Consider the following 19337-nt stretch of genomic DNA (forward strand, 5'->3'; position numbering starts at 1 on the left):
GCGCGGCCGTCGGCCGGAAAGCTGCGGCTTTCCGGCCGAACGGCCGCGTGGGCGTCAGCGCGAGTGGCCCTGCGCGTGCGTGTAGCCGGTCCAGAAACCCCCGTGCTTCCCGTGTTCGCCGCCCTTGTGGTGCTTGACGTACTGCGTGGACGAGAACGCGTGCTTGTGCTTGTGCTTGTCACGGCACTTGACGTAGCGGTCCTTGACGACGATCGTGCCGGTGACGCCGTCGACGACGACCACGTTCCTCGGGTGCACCCTGACCCCGTCGAGACGGACCCGCCGGTTCTCACCGGAGTCCACCTCGGCAGCGCGGCAGCGGCTCAGGGTCGGGATGCCGGTCACCTCGGGCAGCGTGTACGTCCCCGGGCCGCTCCGAGCCGGGATCGTGAACGTCCGGTCGAAGGCGTCGTCGGTGCAGTCGAGCCGGATGACGATCTCGTCCTGACGGCCCGCGCCCGGCCCGCCGATCCGCTTGACGATGCGGACGCCGCCCGTCGCGCGCGTGTAGGCGTCGGTGATGGTCGCCTCCGCCGTCTCATTCACGACGATCGTGACGGTCGGCGGCTCGATCACCGGATCGGCCTCCAGGTTCACCAGCGCGTTGTCGCCCGTGGCGGTCTCGGTGATCGTGCACAGGCTCCCCGCAGGGACGCCGCCGAGCGTGCGCGTGTGGTCGCCCGCGCCCGTGCCCGCCGGGAACCGGACGGTGTAGCTGCGGTCGAGGTCCGTCTCCGGGTTCTGGTCGACGCACTCGACCTGGACGACGACCTCGCCCTGGAATCCCGCGCCCGTCCCGGTGATCCGCTTGGTGATCCGCAGCGCGCCGGCCGCGAACCGGTTGAACGTCGCGCCCGCCCGGACGCCGAGCTCGGTCTCCTGGGCGAGGACGAGCTTCTGCGCGTCCGCGAGGTCGGGGTTGGTGCCGTCGTAGATCAGGACGGTCCCCGTGAGGATCGTGGAGACCCGTTCCAGGACGAACCCCTGGGGATCGGCTGCCGAGACGCTGCGCGCCCACAGGTTCGTCCCCGGGGCGACCTCAGCGCCGTCCAGGAGCTGGTTCTGGCCCTGCGCGTCGGTGAAGACCTCAGCGCCGATGGTCCGCAGGATGCCCGAGACGTTGCCGGTGACCGCGAACGGGCCGACGATCTCGCCGGTCGCGGGCACGTCGGCGGTGTCCGGGGTGACGGTGAGCTCGGGCAACTCCGGCTCGGGGCTCGGGCCGTTGGCGAGCGCGTCGGCGACGATGTCCGCGACGAGCGCGCGGATCGCGGCGCTGCCCGGGTCGATGACATAGCGGTCGCTGAAGAACCAGATCGCCGACTGCACCGCCGCCGCCCGGATGTTGTCGTTCGCGGCGGCGGCCGGCTGGCCTGACGTCGGGAAGTAGTTCAGCAAGATGTACTCGACGTAGCCGAGGTTGGGGACGTTCGCCTCATTCCAGTCGCCGAGCGCGTAGTTCACGCCGAGCTGGGTGTCGGTCCGCAGGTCGATGCAGTAGGTGACGCCGGTCCGCGTGGGGTCGACGGGGTCGGCGATCCGGATCAGCCCGGCGAAGCTCGAGTCGTCGCGGGTGGAGTCGGCGGGGACGCCCGACGGGTATCCGGCGAGCGGGTCGAAGCCCGCGGGCGCGATCCAGCCGGGCACCGACGTGCCCGCGCCGGTGCCGACGATCGTCGCCTCGGTGAACAGGCCCTGGCCCTCGTTCGCCGACCCGACGGGGTTGAGCCCGGCGAAGGCGCTCGACGGGACGGCGAGGGCGAGCGCGAGCCCCGCCACGACCGCGAGTCGCGCGCGCCGCCGCCGTGACGCGCCCCTGCCGCCGACGCCCACCGCGGCGCGCACGCGGCGCACGCATGTCACAAGTCCCATGGGTCCCTCCGATTCGTTGACCGATGGTCCGCGTCCATGCCGTGGAAGGACTTGGTCAAAGGGGCGCGGCGTGGTCGTTCCGTCGTCCCTTGTGCTTTCTCGACCCGCTGCCGGACAAGCCCGCCGAACCGTAAACGATCTTCCTCGTCGCGCCGCTAGGGTCGGGCCGTGACGACAAGGAACTCGCACTGCTCCTTCTGCGGAGCGCCTTTCGCGGCGGACGCGCGCTGGCCGCGCGCATGCGCGGCGTGCGGCAACACCAGCTATCTGAACCCGCTTCCGGTCGCGGTGCTGCTGCTGCCCGTCGACGGCGGACTCCTCACGGTACGGCGCGGCGTCGCGCCGCACGTCGGCGCGCTCGCGCTGCCCGGCGGGTTCATCGACCACGGCGAGTCGTGGCAGGAGGCCGCCGTCCGCGAACTGCGCGAGGAGACCGGCGTGGCCGTCGCCGCCGACGCCGTCGCGCTCTTCGACGTGCACAGCGCGCCCGACGGCACTGTCCTCATCTTCGCCGAGGGGCCGCCGCTGACCGCGTCGGCGCTGCCGCCGTTCGTCCCCACGGGCGAGACCAGCGAGCGCGTCGTCGTGCCTGGCCCGCGCGAGCTCGCGTTCCCGCTGCACACCCGCGCGGCCGAGCGGTTCTTCGCCAGGGCGTGACGGCGTCGGGCGATGATGTGGGGGTGAAGACACAGGAAATGGCCGCGCTCGGGCGGCCCGTCCCCAATGTCGTCCTCGGCATGATGCGCATCCGGAACCTTGACGACACGGCGGTCCGCGCGCTCGTGCGGACCGCGCTCGACGAGGGCGTCGACTACTTCGACCACGCCGACATCTACGGCGGGGAGACCCACGGGTGCGAGCGGCGCTTCGCCGAGGCCGTCGCGCTGACGCCGTCGGAGCGGGAGCGGATCGTCCTGCAGACCAAGTGCGGAATCGTCCGGGACGGGCCGTACTACGACTTCTCTTACGAGCACATCATGTCGTCGGTGGAGGGGTCGTTGCGCGCGCTGCGCACCGACTACGTCGACGTCCTGCTGCTGCACCGCCCGGACGCGCTGGTCGAGCCCGACGAGGTCGCGCGGGCGTTCGCCGACCTCGAGTCGGGCGGGAAGGTGCGCGCGTTCGGCGTCTCCAACCACACGCCACGGCAGATCGAGCTGCTGCGCGCGTCGGTGGCGCAGCCGATCGCGGTCAACCAGCTGCGGCTGTCACTCGCGCACGCCTCGATCGTCGCGCAGGGGCTGGCGAGCAACATGCCTGGCCTCGACCAGTCGGTCTCGGTCGACGGGGGCGGGGTGCTCGACTACTGCCGCCGCAACGGGATCACCGTGCAGGCGTGGTCGCCGTTCCAGTCGCCGACCGGGGTGTTCCTCGGCTCTCCGTCCTACCCCGAGCTGAACGCGGCGATCGAGCGGATCGCGGCGGCGCACGGGGTGCCGCCCGTCGCGGTCGCGACGGCGTGGATCACCCGTCATCCGGCGCGGATGCAGGTCGTGGTGGGGACGACCACGCCCGCCCGCGTCAGCGCCGCCGCACAGGGCTCCGCCCTCCCCCTCACCCGCCCCGAGTGGTACGACCTCTTCCGCGCCGCAGGCCACCACATCCCCTGACCGCACAACGCCCTCGGGAAGTTCAGCGGCACCCCGACCCGACTTCGCCGCGGCCTTCAAGACGGCCGTCGCCGCCCACCGCCACCCCAACCGCCCCAAGGGTTTGGCGGTCGCCCAGCCCACTCTGACGGGCCGGCACCCGTCGCGGGCTCGCCGGGTGCCGGACGCCCCCTGGCCGCCCGTGTTCCGGACGGGCTCTCTGGGCCCGGAGCGGGGGCTGGGAGCGCCCGTCGCGGGTGCTCCTTGGGCCAGGCTCATAAGAGCCGCTCATGTCCCTGGTGTGCTTCCTGATTCCGGGACGGGGCTCAGGAGGGCCGGGCTTTGGCCGGTCGCGTGTGTTCCGGGCCGTTGTTCGGTGGGCGGTGTGTGGGCGGGTGGGCTCTGGTGACGGCGGTGGCGGTGAGGGTGGCGAGGAGGGCGAGGGTGAGCAGGGCGGCGGAGGGGCCGTGTGGGGGCCTTTCGAGGAGGGGGCCCACGACGAGGCCGCCCGCCAGGGAGAAGACACCCGCGAGGAAGCTCAGGAGGCCGAAGTAGACGCCGAAACGGTGTTGCGGGGCGGCCCCGGTGACCGTCCGGAAGAGGGCGGACTGGGTCAGGCCGGTGGCCGCGCCGTGCAGGGCCCCGGCGAGGACGAGCGCGGCCGGGCCGTCGGCGGGGAGCAGGACAAGGTAGCCCGCGGCCGCGCACAGCAGGCCGATCCGCAGCAGCGCGGGCCGCTCGCGGCCGCCGCACCACGGCTGGACCGCCGCCGCCGACAGCGCGACGACACAGAAGAACAGGGTCGTCAGCCCCGCGTCCGGCTCCCGCAGCGGAACCACCGTGCTGACCTGGGTGGTCAGCAGGGTCGTCGGCGCGGCCGCGACAGCGAATCGCACAAACACGCGATCCCGCAACACCGCACCAATTCCGTACGAAAGACGACGAGCGCCCGGCCCACGACGACGCCGGAACGTGCCCGCGCCCCGCCGCACCGCACCAATTCCGCACGAAAGACCACGAGCGCCCGGCCGACGACGACGACGCCGGAACGTGCCCGCCTCCCGTCGCACCGCGCCGATTTCCGAGGAAATGCGGCGAACGTCCGGCCGAGTCCGACGCCGGAACCGACCTGCGCCGCGGCGCACCGCGCCGGTTTCTGGGGAATTGTCGCGAACGTCCGGCTGAGGACCGCGCCGGAACTGGCCCATGCCGCGGCGCGCCGCGCGGACTCCCGGGGAAACGTGGCGAACGTCCGGCCGATGGTGACGTCGGGACAGGGCCGCGCCGGGTCGCGCTGCGCCGATTTCTTGGGAAATGTGGCGAACGTTCGGCCGGGGACGACGCCGGGGCCGGCCAGCGCCGCGTCGCACAGGGGCGGTTTCTGGGGGAATGCGGGGGGTGTTCGGGGTGGGTTTGCGGTGGAGGAGTAGGAACAGGGCGGCTCCGGCCGTCCAGGCGGTGGTTGCCGCGGCGGACAGGGTGCCGAAGCCGGCGGTGAGCAGGGCGAGGCCGATGGGCGGGCCGGCCACCGCGCCGAACTGGCCCGCGATCACGTAGGCCGCGAAGCCTCGGGCCCGGTGGGGCGGGGAGACGCCGGCGAGCACCGACTGGGCGGCCGGGTGGAACAGGGCGCCGCCGACGGCCATCAGGATGACCGCGGTGAGGAGCCCGGCGAGCCCGTCGGCGACGCCGAGCAGGGCGAACGAGGCGGCGCGCAGCGTGCAGGCGAGCGCGCCCGCGCGGGCCGGGCCGATCGCGTCGGTGAGCGCGCCCGTCGGCAGGAACAGCATGTTCTGCGCGGCGACCCGGACCGCGAGCAGCAGCGTCACCGTGCCCGCGAGCAGACCGAGGTCGTCGCGCAGATGGGCGACGACGTGCGCCATGACGGCGAAGTAGCCGAGCGAGATCGCCAGCTGGATCGCCACGACGACCGTGATGGTCCTGAGGTCGGCGCGGCCGAGTGCCCCCGTCGGGGGGCACTCGGGCGGCGCGGCGGCGTCGGAGCGCATGGGGCCGGGCTCAGGCCGCCGGGAGGACGCCGAGCGCGGCGAGCAGCTCGCGGGCGACCGGGACGCGCTTTGCGGTGTCGCCGTCGGCGACGACGTCGATGTTCAGCGCGAACGTGAACAGCTCGCCGCCGCGCTCGACCCAGCCGACCCACCAGCCGATGTTCGGCTCGGTCGACATGCCCCAGCCCGTCTTGGCGAACAGGGCATAGCCCTCCTTCTCCTCGGATTTCAGGATGTCCCGGACGGTCAGCTGGTGGCGGCGCGCCACCGGCAGCTCCTGACGGGCCAGCCGCGCGAGGAACCGCGTCTGCTCGACGGCGGAGATCTCCAGCGGGCCGTCGAGCCAGAACCTGTCGACGACCGGGCCGATCTCACGGTCGCCGTACTGGAGCCGGTCCGCCCAGACGCGCTCCCGGTGGAGGCCGATGCGGCGCGCGAGCGTCTGGAACACCGGCACGTTCGACGCCCGCACCGCGTCGCGCAGGTTCATGTCCTGCTCCCACTCGGGGAACTGCTGCGGCTGACCGCCGTACGGGATCACCTCGAACTCGTCGCGGATCACGCCGGTCTCCAGCGCGATCAGGCTGTGCGGGATCTTGAACGTCGACGCCGGGATCAGCCGTGTGTTGGCCCGCGACTTGTCCACGACGGTCGTACGGCCGCGCCGTACGTCAAGGAGGGCGAACGTGCCGCGCACCCCCGCCTTGCGGAACACCTCCTTGAGGTCGTCGCGCACGACGGTCCCGTGCTGAACATGCTGCGCGCTCCCGAGCGCCGGGCCCGGGCCGCTCCCGTAGGCCGCACCGCCGAGCAACGCCGAGACGGCGAGCACCCCCGCGCCGACCCCCGACCGCATCCGTCCCCTGAACCCCCGCATGGCGTTCTCCTCGCTCTCGTTTCTCTCGCCGCAGAGCAGACCAGACCCCCACGATCATGTCCAATATCCCTATAGACGACGAACTCATATGCAAGGCCATATCACCGCAGATCCCGTGGCCCGTGGGAGTCCTCTCGGAGAGCGAAAGATCCCCAAGAACCTCATCGCTGCGGCCGCCGCTCCAGCGAAGTCACGCCCTGCGACTGAGCGGTGCCGTCGAGGCGTTCGACGGGTTCGCGTCCGGGGCGCGGGCCGTGCCTCCGAAACCGCCTCCGGGAGGCGGTGGGGGTGCGGGCTTTCGGCGGCCGGGGGCGGAGCGCGGTTGATAATTTGTCAACGGCGCCATCCGCCGGAAATTGACAGACCATCCGACTCCCGTAACGAATGTTCTGTACATGAACCCCGAGGCCGCCTGCATGAGCGCCGTTCATTATTCCCGGGGAGCTTGAAGAAGTCTCATGATAAATGTGTGCGACGCGTTTCCCGAAGGTTAATTCTTCTGAATGACATGCCGCGCCGCCTGCCCAGATCACGCACAGCCACCGAACGGTCACCCGAGCGCCGTTGACATGGCTTTGCCGAATTTGTTTGTGTTGCACTCGTGATCGAACCGCCGGATGATCGTTATTTCGCACGGAGGGCACATTCGTGAATACCGCGCTCCCCAAAGAATCTCCGGCCGCCCGGCCCGTCGGCTGGACATTCTTCGAAACACCGAAAGATCCCAATTCGGCGCAGCGCGTGTACCTCGCGGAGAACGACGCGGACCTGGCGGCGGTGGACATGCTGTGGAACGCGGTCTACGGGACCGAGTTCGGATGGCTGCCCCCGAAGGGCGGGCCGCGCCACAAGGACCGCTACGACGACCACTCGACCTACCTCATGGTCCGGGTCGGACACCAGGTCGTCGGCACGATGCGGCTCGTCGTGGACTCCGCGGAGGGCCTGCCGGTCGAGCAGTTCGTCGGCGTCGATGAGTACCGGCTCCCGGGCCGCCGGCTCATCGAGTGCCAGCGGCTGATGATCCTGCGGGACCACCGGAACCAGCGCTTCCCCGGACTGCCGTACGGCGTTCTCGGCGGACTCGTCAAAGCCTGCGTCCACTGGTGTGTCCGCAACGGTATGACGCATATTCTCGCCGATCTTTTCACGGAAACTCCGACCACCCCCATCGCCCCGCTCAAAGCCCTCGGATTCATCGAGACCGGTAAGGAGTTCATCGACACCGAACTCGAACAGGCGGGCACCAGCATCGCCCTCCTCCTCGACGTCGGCGAACTCTTCTCACGGCCTTTCCGGACTTCCCATCCCTTCTACCGGTACCTGATGGAGTACGACGAGATCGTCGATGTCTACCACTGAACGGAGTTCGTCTTGAGTTCTGTCGAGGAATTCGATGTCGTGGTCATCGGGGGCGGCCCCGGCGGTGCCATGGCCGGCACCCTGCTTTCCGACGCGGGAAAACGCGTCGTGCTTTTCGAGTCGGCCAAGTTCCCGCGCTACCACATCGGCGAGTCGCTGCTGTCCGGCACCGCCGACCTGATGAAGAGGATCGGCGTCCTTGAGACGCTGGAGAACGACGGCTACATCAAGAAGTACGGCGTCGAGTGGGTGTGGGGCGAGCAGCGCGAGCCCTGGCGGGTCTACTTCAAGGACGCGCTCGCCATGCCGTACGACTACGGCTACCAGGTGGAGCGTTCCTCCTTTGACGAACTCCTGCTGAACAACGCGCGCGAACACGGCGTGGACGCCCGCGAGGAGCACAGGGTCGTCGACTTCGCGATCGCCGACGACGGCAGCGTCACCGTCGACTACGAGGACACCACCACCGGACGGCGCGGCCGCGTCGCCGCCCGCTGGATCGTCGACGCCTCGGGCCAGGGCGGTCTGGTCACCAAGCGGCTGCACGAGCAGCAGTGGGACACCTCGCTGCAGAACATGGCGATCTGGAGCTACTGGAAGGGCGCGGACCGGGGCGAGGGCATCGACCGGGGCAACACCTTCCTGCCGACGTTCTCCGACGGCTGGTGGTGGTTCATCCCGCTCCGCGACGACATCACGAGCATCGGCGCGGTCGTGGACCGGCAGGCTTACCGGGAGCACAAGGGCGCGGGCCTCGAGGCTTACTACCAGGAGTGCCTGGAGAAGACCCCGGAGATCGCGGCCAGGCTGAAGGGCGCCGAGCAGGTCGACAAGGTACGCGTGCAGCGCGACTGGTCCTACATCTACGACCAGTTCGCCGGCGACGGCTACATCGCGGTCGGCGACGCGGCGTGCTTCATCGACCCGCTGTTCTCCACCGGCGTCCACCTGGCGATGCTGAGCGGCTTCCTCGCCGCCGTCACCGTCAACACCGTGCTCGACAAGCCCGAACTCGACCGCGCGCGGGTCCTTGAGTTCTACGAGAACGCCTACCGCAAGGAGTTCGCGCGGCTGCGCGCCCAGGTGTACTTCCTGTACAGCGGGCACGGCGGCACCAAGGACTCCTACTTCTGGCACGCCCGCAGCCAGTTCGACGTCCCCGGCCTCGAGCCGGAGAAGGCGTTCATCTCCCTCATCGCCGGGGCGTTCACGCACCGGTCCTGGTACCGGCGCTACCTTGAGCGCCTCGACGTCCCCTCCGAGCTGCGCGGCACGATCGAGGGAATCTTCGAGGGCAAGTCGGCGGGCGTCGGGGTCGACGTGGAGACGCCGCTCGTCGCGGGCTCGTCGGCGGTCGTGGAGGACCTCGCGATCGACGGGAACCACCTGCGCGAGGCGCGGTCGCTGACCGGCCCCGAGGGCGCGGTGCTGCCGTTCACCCCGATCCTCGAGGCGCTGCTCGCGTCGGCCGACGGCACCCGCACCGCGACCCAGCTCGTGGACCTGCTCATCGAGAGCGGCGCGGGCAGCCCCGACAAGGCGCAGGCGCTGGTGCACGAGGCGGTCAGCTACGGCTTCCTGGTGGCCGCGCGGGAGGCTCCCGATGGCGTTCGTTGAGCTGACGGACGGCTCGGACGCCTCCCCCGAGGTCCGCGCCGCGTTCAAGGCGGTCGAGGAGCAGTACGGCTTCGTCCCGAACATCCTGCGCGCCCTCGCGCACTGCCCCGACCTGCTCCAGACGTTCGTCCCGTTCTGGGGGCAGGTGTACGCCTCGCCGACGATCGGGCCGCGGCTGCGCGCGCTCGCCGCGCTCGGCACCGCCCAGACCCAGGAGTGCGCCTACTGCGTGGCGCACATGACGGCCTCCGCGCGCCGCGCGGGGGTGGCCGAGAACGAGTTGCGCGCGATCGGCGACTCGGTGATCCGGGCGACGGTCTTCGAGGAGCGCGAGGCGCTGATCCTCGAACTCGCCGAGACGCTGACGCGCGACCCCGACGGCACCACAGACGAGCAGCGCGCGCGGCTGCGCGCCCTGTTCAGCGACGCCGAGATCGTCAACGTCGTCGTCGCGATCGGCCTGTACAACCTCACCAGCCGGTTCCTCAAGGCCCTCGACATCGAGGTCGAGGACCTCTTCGAGGCCGAAGCGCGCGACGGGAGCGCCCCATGAGCAAGACCCCGATGGAAGAGATCATCGAGACCTACGGCGAGGACGTGTGGAACCTCATCCTCACGGTCTACGTCAACTTCCACTCCTCGGAGCTGGAGATCATCGACCTGTGCGCGCGCTGGATCCCGCGCCGCACCGACCTGCGCGAGAAGACCTACCTCGTGCACCACGCGTCGGACGAGGTGACGCACGCGCGGCTGTTCCGTGAGGGCGTCGAGCGGCTCGGCATGCCGTGGGACGGGTTCGACCACGACAAGTACCGCATCCAGGACATCGACGACAGGTTCCAGAAGCTCTTCGACAGCGACGACGAGCTCGAGGTGCTGATCGGCCTGAACCTGTACGCCGAGGGCGTCCTGGCGATGGAGGAGCTGTACCAGCTCGGCCGCAACAAGCCGCAGTACTTCTACCAGTTCGACAGGATCGAGCGGGAGGAGCGCAGGCACGTCGGCTTCGGCGTCACCGTCGCCAAGCGGCTGCTGGCCGAGAGCGAGGACAACCGCCGCCGCGCGGCCGAGCACTGCCGCTGGTACCAGGAGCACCTCGACAACTACCTGAAGGGCGAGCTCGCCGAGAAGATCGGCTGGGCGATCGACGCCGGGTTCGTCAGCGACGACTACATCCCGCGCACCCGCGCCCGCTTCAACGACACGATGTCCCAGCTCGGCATCCTGGAGGTGGCCTGACGATGGCCGGAGCCTACGACAGCGCCCTCGCCGAGGTCGCGCCCACTTTGAAGAACCTCGTGGTCGAGCACCCGTTCATCGACACGATCCTGAACGGCGAGCTGACCAAGCCGGTGTACGCCGCGTACCTGCGCGAGACGTACTTCCTCGTCGGCCAGACGCCGCACTTCCTGTCGATCGCCGCCGCGCACGCCGAGGAGGAGTGGCTTCAGGACTGGTTCCTTGACCTCGCGATCGACGAGCGGCACCACGACCGGCTGTGCGTCCGCGACCTGCGGTACCTCGACTACGACCCCGACGCCTACCTGACCGGCCACCCGGGCCTCGGCGCGTGGACGATGATCGGCCAGAACCACTACCTGGCGACGATGGTCGACCCGTGCGCGATCGTCGGGTTCGCCGCCGCGACGGAAGGGCTCGGCGCGTCGCTCGGCCCGCAGGCCGCCGCCGCGATGGGCCAGTACGAGTTCGCGCAGAAGGCCAACTCGTTCCTGCGGGTGCACGCCGCCGAGGACCAGGAGCACATCGAGACCGTCAAGAAGGCGTTCGAGCAGTGCGCCGAGGACCCCGTGCGGTACCGGCTCATGACGACGACCTGGGAGTACACCCTGCGCGCGTACGCCCAGCTGTTCACCGACGCGCTCGAAGGCGCGGGACGAGGGGCGCCGTGACCGAGGCCCCCTGTCGGCTGCGGGAGATCGTGGGGGCGATGCCGGATAAACCCGGCAGCGCCCTCCACTTCCGCAGGGACGGCGCGCTGACCAGCGTGGACTATCCGCGCTGCCATCAGGACGCGCTCGCCGTCGCCGCCCTGTTGCGCGCCCGTGGGGTGCGCGGCGGGGACCGCGTCGCGATCCACGGCGACACCTCCTACGCGTGGGTGCTCGCCGACCTGGGCTGTCTGCTCGCCGGGGCGGTGTCGGTCGCGCTGTACCCGAGCGCGCCGCCCGCCCGGGCGACGGCCACCGCCGCCGAGAGCCGGTGCCGGATCGTCTTCACCGACCGGGCGGCCTATGTCGCGGAGTTCACCCGCGCGGGGTTCGAGGTGATCTTCCTGGGCGAGGGCGGCCCCGACGGCGTCCCTGCCGTGGACGGCGACCTGAAGCCGCACGTCGAGGTCGTCTTCCAGGACGGTCCCGCGCCGGACGGCCCGTTCACCGTCGTGTCGACCAGCGGGACGCTGTCGGAGCCGAAGCTGTTCGCGGTCCACTCCGCGCCCCTGCTGTTCACCATGGACAGGTTCGCCGAGCTGTACGGCTTCGGCGGCGGGGACCGGCTGCTGCTGTACCTGCCGCTGTCGCACCTGCCGCAGCGGATGATGCTCTACTGGGGCCTCGGCGCGGGCATGGACTTCATCCTGTCCGACCCCGCGCACTTCGCCGCCGACACCGTCGCGCTGTCGCCCACCCTGCACGTCGGGGTGCCGCGTTCGCTCCAGCACCTGCACTGGCGGGCGCACGAGACCGCCAAGCGGAACGGCGGCGACGTCGCCGCGCACCTGCGGGCGGTGTTCGGCCCGCAGATCCGCGCGGTGTTCGTCGGCAGCGCGGCCACCGACCCCGCGGTCCTCGAGGAGCTGCTGGCGGCCGGGGTGCCGGTGTTCGAGGTGTACGGGACGACCGAGCTCGGCATGGTCGGCCTGAACACCCCGGGCGGCACGAAGGTCGGCACGGTCGGGCGGCCGATCCCGTGGGGGGCGGTGCGGCTCGCGCCGGAGACCGACGAGATCCTTGTGCGCACCCCGACGCCGTTCCTGCACGGCAGGCTCGTGGACGGCGAGATCGTCCCGCCCGAGACCCGGGAGGAGTGGGCCGAGACCGGCGACGTCGGGAGCCTCGACGCCGATGGGTTCCTCACCGTCCGGGGACGGCTGCGCGACTTCCTGGCGCTCAGCACCGGCGAGAAGGTCTTCGTCAGGCCCATCGAGGAGGCAGCCGCCCGCGCGACGGGGGCCGCCGAGTGCGTCCTGACCAAGCTCGACGACGCCCCGCTCGGCGCGCTGCTGTTCTTCGACCCCGCGACGCCGGGCGACGCGCAGGCGTGCCTTGCCCGTCTGGCGGAGCTGAACGCCGGACTGCACCCGTGGGAGCGGGTCCGCCGCTTCGCCGTGGTCGACCGGCTGCCGTCGGTCGAGGACGGCACCCTCACCGAGACCCTCAAGATCCGCCGCCACAAGATCGACGAGCGGTACGGGCGCGCCGCGCGCTGGGCGCCCGTCCGCTGAAGAACGGAGACGAGCCGTGATCACAGACACCGTCGAGCTGAAAGAGGGCGCGATCCGCTACCGGACGCGCGGGGAGGGCCCGCCGCTTGTCCTGCTGTCCACGCTGGGCGGCACGTGGATGCGGCAGACGCCCGTGCTCAGCAAGCACTTCACCGTCATCACCTACGACATGCGCGGGTTCGGCGACTCGCCGTCGAGCGTGGGGTTCCCGTCGAACGCCGACCACGCCGACGACCTCGCCGAGCTGCTGACCGCCCTCGGGTACGACAAGGCGGCCGTCGCGGGCCTATCGCACGGCGGGATCGTCGCGCAGCACTTCGCGGGACGCCATCCCGAGCGGCTGTCGGCGCTCGCGCTGGTCGCGACGTTCGCCAAGGCGCGTGAGTCCACTGAGCTGTTCCTACGGATGCTCTACGGCTTCCTTGAGCGCGACGACATGGCGAACTTCTGGGAGGTGCTGCGCAGCTTCCTGTTCTCCGCGGCGAACGCCGAGGTGCTGGACCGGCGTGAGTCGCTGCTGAAGCAGGCGATGTTCGACCAGTACACGACCGCCGCCCTGCGCAGCGTGTACGGGCAGGCGAGGACGCACGACAGCACCGGGTTCCTCGGCCCGCTGCCGTGCCCGACGCTCGTGGTCGGCGGCCTCCAGGACATGCTCTTCCCGGTCACCGCGACCGAGGAGCTAGCCGCGCTGATCCCTGGCGCGCGCACGGTCCTGCTCCCCGCCGCGCACATCCCGCCGGTGGAGTCGCCGCGCGCGTTCAACGACGTGCTGCTCGACTTCCTCGGGGAGGCTCGGTGAGCACGGCCGCCGCCGCGCACGGCAGGCTGATCCGGCTGACCGACGCCGACGTCCACGTCCGCGAGGAGGGCCCCGCCGACGGGCCCGCGCTCGTGCTGCTGCACGGGTTCCTCACCTCCGCGCACACCTGGCGGCACATGGTCCCGGCGCTCGCCCGCGACCACCGGGTGATCCTGGTTGACCTGCCGGGAAGCGGCGACTCCCCCGCGCCGCGCGCCCGCGCCTGGTCGGCCGACCGGTGCGCCGACCTGCTCGGCGAGCTCTTCGACGCGCTCGACCTGCCCGAGGCCGTGCTCGTCGGCAGCCAGATGGGCGGCTCGATCGCCGCGTGGTTCGCCGCGCGCAAGCCGGAGCGGGTGTCCCGGCTCGTCGTCATGGCGGCCGGGGTGCTGGGCGAGACGGCGGCGAACCTCACGCTGTACCGGCTGCTCGCCGCGCCGGTCGTCGGACGGGTGCTCGCGCGCGCGTTCCCGCGCGGGCCGTTCGAGGAGCGCTGGCGTGCCGCGCACGGCCCCGACCACGCGCACGACCCCGAAGCCCTCGCGTACTACCACGACCATCTGCGGCGGCGCGGGCACACGATGGCGGTGTTCGGGCTCGGCGTGCGGATGAGCTACGGCGAGGACTTCAGCGCGCTGGCCGAGCCGCTGCGCGGCGTCACCGTCCCGACCCTGCTCATCTTCGGGGAGGCCGACCCGCTCGTCCCGGTGACGACGGGACGCCGCTTCGCGACGCTGCTGCCGAACTCGCGGCTGCTCGTGCTGCCCCGGTGCGGCGACTTCCCGCAGGAGGAGCGGCCCGCCGAGGTGGCCGAGGCGGTCCTCAGGTTCCTCGCGGCCGAGGGGGGCGGGGCGTGAGCCGACCCGTCCAGGCCGCCGACCGTGACGCCGAGGCCGTCGCGCTGCTGCCCGTCGTCTGGCACTCGCTCAGTACGCGGGGATACGCGCATCTGGACGGGCTGCCGGAGGGGTTCGACCATCTCGGGCTGCTGCGGCGGCTCGGGGCGGTGCTTCCGCAGTACGACGGGCTTCCGGTGTGGGACCTCGTCGCGGAACCCGACATGGACGACGTCTACCACTCGCGCAACACACGGGCGCTCGTCCCGCACACCGAGGGGTACGAGCTCGCCGGGACGCCGCCCCGGTACGTCGCGCTGTGGTGTGTGCGTCCGGCCGAGGGGCCCGGCGGGGAGACGACGCTCGCCGACGGGCGCGCCCTCCTCGACGGGTTCGCCGCGGCCGACCTCGCGCTGATGCGGCGGGCCGGGTACGTCTGGCGGTCGAGCGAGGGGCTGGCCCGGCGCGGGGTGGCGCTCCAGGCGCGGCACCCGATCCTCAGCGACCACAACGGTTCTGTGGTCCTGCGGTACTCGGGGAACAACGTGTTCCCGGCCGCGACGCACGGGCCGGTTGAGCGTGATCTCCTCTCCCGGTACCGGCGTGCGGGTGATGAGCTGTTCGCCCGCGCGCACACCGCCGTCGCGCTCGCGCGGGGTGATCTTCTGGTCTGGGACAACTGGCGGATGCTGCACTCGCGGAACGCGTTCCGGGACAGACGCCGCCACCTGAAGCGGGTGCTGCTCGGCACATGACGGCCTACGCGTTCCCCATCGGCGTCATCGGCGGGCTCGGCCCCCTGGCGGGCGCGGCCTTCTACCGTCATCTCGTGGAGGCGGCGGGCCCGGTGGACGACTCGGGGCACCCCGAGACCGTCCTGCTGTCGGACCCGGCGATCCCGAGCAGGCTCGACCACCTGCTCGGCCACGGGCCCTCACCGCTGCCCCGCCTTGTATCGGTGGCCCGTCGTCTGGCGGACATGGGCTGCGGGGTGCTCGCGCTCACCTCGATCACCACCCACGCCTACTACGACGCGCTGTCCGCGCGGGTGGGGGTGCCGATCGTTGACGCGCGGGCGGCCGTCGCACGGGCGGTGGCGGAGTCGGGGGCGCGGCGGCCCGCGCTCGCGGGCACCGGACCGGCCCGGCGTCTCGGCCTGCTCGACGCGCCGCTGCGCGCGGCGGGCCTCGACCCGGTCCACCCCGACGACGCGGCCCAGCGGGAGCTCGACGCCCTCGTCCGCGAGGTGAAGGCGCGAGGGGTCACGCCGGACGCGGTACGGCGGCTCACCCGCATCCTGTCCGGCGGCTGGCGGGCGGACGCCGACGCGCTCGTCATCGCCTGCACCGACCTGTCGCCGCTCGCCGAGGCGGTCCCGGGAGCCCACGACGTCTCCCGCGTCCTCGCCCGCGCGGTCCTCGACCGGGCCCGCGCCACCGCCCCCGCGGCACGCCCGTGACCGCCCCGAGCCGGAACGCGGAGGCAGGCGGGCTCGGGCTGCTGGCGCGGCTTGGGTTCGGGGACGCGGGGAGCCGGGAGGAGTGGGAGGAGCTGGCGGGGAGGGGGCGGGGGCTCGCGTGGCGGCATCTCGGGCGGTCCGCGGCGGCGGTGGGGGACGCGGTGGCGGCGCTGCGCGCGACGCCGGGGAGTCCGCCGCGCACCGGGCACGCGGGCGACTGGGGTGATGTGTGGGGCGGGCGGAGCAGGGTGCTCGACTACAACGCCGTGGTCTGCCGGGATCTGGGGGCGGGGCGGCCGCTGCTGTACGACTTCACGCAGACCGAGACCGCCGCGCTCGACGGGGGCGACACGCTGTTCCTGCCCGGCTCGCTGCTGCGCGGCGGCGTCCGGGAGACGCTGCCGCTGCTGCGCCTCGTCGGCGGGCGGTTCGTGCCGCACGATCGAACCGAGCCGCTGTTCCTCCCGTTCGTCAAGACGCGCCGGGAGGGCGGGGAAGTGCCGCTGCTGCGGCTGCATCGCGAGCGCGCCAGGCCGCCCGTGCCCGTCGAGTACCACTCGGAGCTGTGGGCGCGGCACCGGGCGCGCATCACCGAGATCCTTACCGTGCTCGTGGAGTCCGCGCCGGACGGCCGCGCGCTCGAGCAGGTCTTCGGGCGGGCCGTCCGGCGTGACGGCGGCGTCGAGCGGGCCCCGCTCGTCCGGGACGGGCGGGGCTTCCGGATGGGCGACACCTGGTACGGCTCGGCCCGCGACGTCGCCGACGCCGCCCTGCTCGCGGTGGCCGCCGCGACGGCCGGGGACGCCTACGACGCCGTCATGCGCGCGCTTCCCGAGTCGGTTCCCCTCGCGGGCGTCGATGTCGTCGCCCTCACCTACGCCGTGCTCGGCGCGCACCGCCCTGACCGCGCCCCCGCCGCCGACGGACGGCCCGAGGTACACGTCCAGTGGGGCGCGCTGGCGATGGCAGGCCACCCACCGGGATCAAAGGGCTATTTCTTCCGTCGTGCGCAGAAAGCCGCGTGGATGTACGACGTGCTGGTACGCGCCCTACCGTGGGTTTCGCCGATCATGTTCGTCATCGCCCCGATCGCGCCCTTCCTGCTGTGGGCGCCAGAACGCGACACCACCGACCTCGACGCCCTGGAAGCCCTCCTTAACCGCGTGGGCGCGCTCGCCGCCGCGCACCCGTCGCCCGGCAGGCTCGCGCCCGAGGTGCGCAAGGCGGTCGCGGCCTGGACCGCCGACCATCCGCCGTCGCCCGACCTGCGCGACCGTCTCGCCTGGCGCAGCCGCGTCGCCCGCGCGCCGCTGCCCGAGAGCGGCCTGTGCGAACCGAGGGGCCTCGCCGCCCTGAGCTTCGCCCAGTCCTGTCTCACCGTCGACTCCCTGATCACGGCCGCGGCGGGCGCGGCCGGGAAGGAGGACAGATGAACAAGTCAGCGGACGCCGCCCCCGCCGCGCTCGACCGCGTCCTGGTCACCTCGCGCGACTACGACGAGTACCTCGCCATGTTCGCCCTCGACGACGCCACCGCCGCCACCGCACGCATCCTCGACTGTCCCGGCGGGGCGAGCGACTTCGGGTTCCGGGTCAGGGAACTCGGCGGCCGCGCCGTCTCCGTCGACCCGATCTACCGGCTCGACCCCTCGGCGCTGACCCTCTTCGTCCAGGAGGAGCTGGACCGTGGGGTGCGGCGGGCCAGGGCGGTCCCCGGCCTCTACGACTTCTCTTGGACGGGCGGGCTCACCGAGTACGTCCGGCGCAGGGAACGCGCAGCGCAGCGGTTCCTTGTGGACTACGCGCTCGACCGGGCCCACTACGTCGCGGCCGAGCTGCCCGACCTGCCCTTCCCGGACGGCGCGTTCGACCTCGCGCTCGTCCCGAACCTGCTGTTCGTCTACGCCGACCTCTTCGGACCCGACTGGCACCTGCGCGCGCTCGGCGAACTCGTCCGGGTGGCCGGGGAGGTCCGCGTCCACCCCGTCACCGACGTCGACGGGCGGCCCTACCCGGGCCTTGCCGCACTGCGCGCCGCGCTCGCCGCCGACGGGATCGGCACCGACCTCGTCGAGGTCGCCTACCGGCTGCATCCGGGCACCCAGCGGACGCTGGTGTGCGGGGGAAGGGGAAGTCGATGACCGCCACGGTTCCGCCGCTGGCCGGCCATGTGCTGCTGCTGTTCCTGCTCCAGGTCGGGCTGCTGCTCGCGGCCGCCGTCATGCTCGGCAGGCTCGCCGTGCGGTTCGGCTGGCCCGCCGTCGCCGGCGAGCTGTGCGCGGGCGTGCTGCTCGGCCCGTCGATCCTCGGGCAGTTCGCGCCCGGGGCGATGGAGTGGCTGTTCCCGCGCGACGCCGGGCAGTTCCATCTGCTCGACGCCGTCGGCCAGCTCGGCGTCCTGCTGCTCGTCGGGATCACCGGGGCCCAGATGGACCTCGGGCTGGTGCGCCGCAGAGGCAGGACCGCCGCCTACGTGAGCGCCGCGAGCCTCGTCATCCCGCTCGGGCTCGGCATCGGGGTCGGGCTGCTGCTCCCCGCGTCCTTCCACGGGCCCGAGGGCGACCGTACGGTGTTCGCGTTGTTCCTCGGCGTCGCCCTGTGCGTCAGCGCGATCCCGGTGATCGCCAAGACGCTCAGCGACATGAACCTGCTGCACCGCAACACCGGCCAGCTCACCCTCGCCGCCGCCACCGTCGACGACATCGCGGGCTGGCTGCTGCTGTCGGTCGTCTCGGCGATGGCCGCGTCCGGCGCGGGCGCGGGCCGGACGGCGGTGTCGGCGGCGTGCGTCGTGGTGGTCGCGCTGACCGCGTGGCTCGTGGTCCGTCCCGTGGCCCGGGTGACGCTGGCGCGGGCGGACCGGGCGAACGAGCCTCCGCTGGCGACGGCGGTCATCGTCATGCTGATGGTGCTCGCCGCCGCCGGGACGCACGCGGTCGGCCTCGAGGCCGTGTTCGGCGTGTTCGTGTGCGGGATGGCGATCCGCGCGAGCGGCGCGGCACGGCCGGAACTGCTCGCGCCGCTGCGGACCGTGGTGCTCGGCGTCCTCGCGCCGGTGTTCTTCGCGGCGGCGGGGCTGCGCATCGACCTGTCGGCGCTTGCGTCGCCCGCCGCCGCGGGCTGGGCGGCGCTCGTGCTGCTGCTGGCGATCGTCGGCAAGTTCGCCGGGGCCTACCTCGGGGCGCGGCTGGCCAGGCTGAACCGGTGGGAGGCGATCGCGCTGGGGGCCGGGCTCAACGCGCGGGGCGTCATCGAGATCGTCATCGCCACCGTTGGCCTGCGGATCGGGGTGCTGTCGTCGCGGATGTACACGATCATCGTGCTGGTGGCGGTGGTGACGTCGCTGATGGCCCCGCCCGTCCTGCGGTGGACGATGCGCAGGGTCGAGCACACCGCCGAGGAGGAGATGCGCGCCCGCGAGTTCGGGCTGAGCCGGGAGCCGACGCCGTGAG

Annotated in this window: 18 protein-coding genes; 15 read left to right on the forward strand and 3 right to left on the reverse strand. The window is 72.1% G+C overall.

The window, feature by feature from the left end; all coding sequences use genetic code 11:
• Positions 1 to 54: 54 nt before the first annotated feature.
• Positions 55 to 1872 carry a thioester domain-containing protein gene (locus R9X44_RS21380; protein WP_319816003.1) on the reverse strand — a complete coding sequence of 606 codons (1818 nt, stop codon included), beginning with the start codon at positions 1870 to 1872 and terminating at the stop codon, positions 55 to 57.
• 168 nt (positions 1873 to 2040) lie between these two features.
• On the opposite strand from R9X44_RS21380, the gene R9X44_RS21385 reads away from it, so the two are divergent.
• The gene (locus R9X44_RS21385) at positions 2041 to 2529 is read left to right on the forward strand and encodes an NUDIX domain-containing protein (protein WP_319816004.1); all 489 of its coding nucleotides are present in this window, start codon (positions 2041 to 2043) and stop codon (positions 2527 to 2529) included.
• A 23-nt stretch (positions 2530 to 2552) separates the two neighbouring features.
• Positions 2553 to 3482, forward strand: coding sequence for an aldo/keto reductase (locus tag R9X44_RS21390; RefSeq protein WP_319816005.1), 930 nt, complete (start codon positions 2553 to 2555; stop codon positions 3480 to 3482).
• Positions 3483 to 3787: 305 nt separating this feature from the next.
• Here the strand turns inward: R9X44_RS21390 and R9X44_RS21395 are convergent, their stop codons facing one another.
• Together R9X44_RS21395 and blaOXA are read right to left on the reverse strand one after the other, a co-directional pair.
• Positions 3788 to 5470 (reverse strand): MFS transporter, encoded by a 1683-nt coding sequence (locus R9X44_RS21395; RefSeq protein WP_319816006.1) that lies wholly within the window; start codon positions 5468 to 5470, stop codon positions 3788 to 3790.
• Positions 5471 to 5480: 10 nt separating this feature from the next.
• Positions 5481 to 6347: a class D beta-lactamase gene (gene blaOXA / locus R9X44_RS21400; protein ID WP_319816007.1), complete on the reverse strand. Its 867-nt coding sequence runs from the start codon at positions 6345 to 6347 to the stop codon at positions 5481 to 5483.
• A gap of 741 nt (positions 6348 to 7088) precedes the next feature.
• Between blaOXA and R9X44_RS21405 the strand changes: the two genes are divergently transcribed.
• Genes R9X44_RS21405 through R9X44_RS21465 form a run of 13 tightly spaced genes read left to right on the forward strand, consistent with a single transcriptional unit; the run spans position 7089 to position 19336 of the window.
• The gene (locus R9X44_RS21405) at positions 7089 to 7709 is read left to right on the forward strand and encodes an N-acyl amino acid synthase FeeM domain-containing protein (protein ID WP_319816008.1); all 621 of its coding nucleotides are present in this window, start codon (positions 7089 to 7091) and stop codon (positions 7707 to 7709) included.
• A gap of 12 nt (positions 7710 to 7721) precedes the next feature.
• Positions 7722 to 9326 carry a tryptophan 7-halogenase gene (locus tag R9X44_RS21410; protein ID WP_319816009.1) on the forward strand — a complete coding sequence of 535 codons (1605 nt, stop codon included), beginning with the start codon at positions 7722 to 7724 and terminating at the stop codon, positions 9324 to 9326.
• Positions 9313 to 9879, forward strand: a complete 567-nt coding sequence (locus R9X44_RS21415; protein ID WP_319816010.1) for a peroxidase-related enzyme — start codon at positions 9313 to 9315, stop codon at positions 9877 to 9879. Before R9X44_RS21410 ends, R9X44_RS21415 begins: the two co-directional genes overlap by 14 nt.
• Positions 9876 to 10565: a hypothetical protein gene (locus R9X44_RS21420; RefSeq protein WP_319816011.1), complete on the forward strand. Its 690-nt coding sequence runs from the start codon at positions 9876 to 9878 to the stop codon at positions 10563 to 10565. The genes R9X44_RS21415 and R9X44_RS21420 overlap by 4 nt, the downstream gene beginning before the upstream one ends.
• A gap of 2 nt (positions 10566 to 10567) precedes the next feature.
• Entirely contained in the window at positions 10568 to 11236 is a 669-nt protein-coding gene (locus R9X44_RS21425) for an iron-containing redox enzyme family protein (protein ID WP_319816012.1), read from the forward strand.
• Positions 11233 to 12789 carry an AMP-binding protein gene (locus R9X44_RS21430; protein WP_319816013.1) on the forward strand — a complete coding sequence of 519 codons (1557 nt, stop codon included), beginning with the start codon at positions 11233 to 11235 and terminating at the stop codon, positions 12787 to 12789. The genes R9X44_RS21425 and R9X44_RS21430 overlap by 4 nt, the downstream gene beginning before the upstream one ends.
• Before the next feature lie 16 nt (positions 12790 to 12805).
• Positions 12806 to 13591 (forward strand): alpha/beta fold hydrolase, encoded by a 786-nt coding sequence (locus tag R9X44_RS21435; protein WP_319816014.1) that lies wholly within the window; start codon positions 12806 to 12808, stop codon positions 13589 to 13591.
• Entirely contained in the window at positions 13588 to 14448 is an 861-nt protein-coding gene (locus tag R9X44_RS21440; protein WP_319816015.1) for an alpha/beta fold hydrolase, read from the forward strand. Before R9X44_RS21435 ends, R9X44_RS21440 begins: the two co-directional genes overlap by 4 nt.
• A complete protein-coding gene (locus R9X44_RS21445) occupies positions 14445 to 15182 on the forward strand; it encodes a TauD/TfdA family dioxygenase (RefSeq protein ID WP_319816016.1) in 738 nt (245 codons plus the stop codon). Before R9X44_RS21440 ends, R9X44_RS21445 begins: the two co-directional genes overlap by 4 nt.
• A complete protein-coding gene (locus tag R9X44_RS21450) occupies positions 15179 to 15886 on the forward strand; it encodes an aspartate/glutamate racemase family protein (RefSeq protein ID WP_319816017.1) in 708 nt (235 codons plus the stop codon). Before R9X44_RS21445 ends, R9X44_RS21450 begins: the two co-directional genes overlap by 4 nt.
• Entirely contained in the window at positions 15883 to 17319 is a 1437-nt protein-coding gene (locus R9X44_RS21455) for a DUF6025 family protein (protein ID WP_319816018.1), read from the forward strand. The genes R9X44_RS21450 and R9X44_RS21455 overlap by 4 nt, the downstream gene beginning before the upstream one ends.
• Positions 17316 to 18026 (forward strand): class I SAM-dependent methyltransferase, encoded by a 711-nt coding sequence (locus tag R9X44_RS21460; protein ID WP_319816019.1) that lies wholly within the window; start codon positions 17316 to 17318, stop codon positions 18024 to 18026. Before R9X44_RS21455 ends, R9X44_RS21460 begins: the two co-directional genes overlap by 4 nt.
• The gene (locus R9X44_RS21465) at positions 18023 to 19336 is read left to right on the forward strand and encodes a cation:proton antiporter (protein ID WP_319816020.1); all 1314 of its coding nucleotides are present in this window, start codon (positions 18023 to 18025) and stop codon (positions 19334 to 19336) included. Before R9X44_RS21460 ends, R9X44_RS21465 begins: the two co-directional genes overlap by 4 nt.
• Position 19337: the final 1 nt, after the last annotated feature.

This window comes from Actinocorallia sp. A-T 12471, assembly GCF_033875155.1.
Classification (GTDB): domain Bacteria; phylum Actinomycetota; class Actinomycetes; order Streptosporangiales; family Streptosporangiaceae; genus Actinocorallia.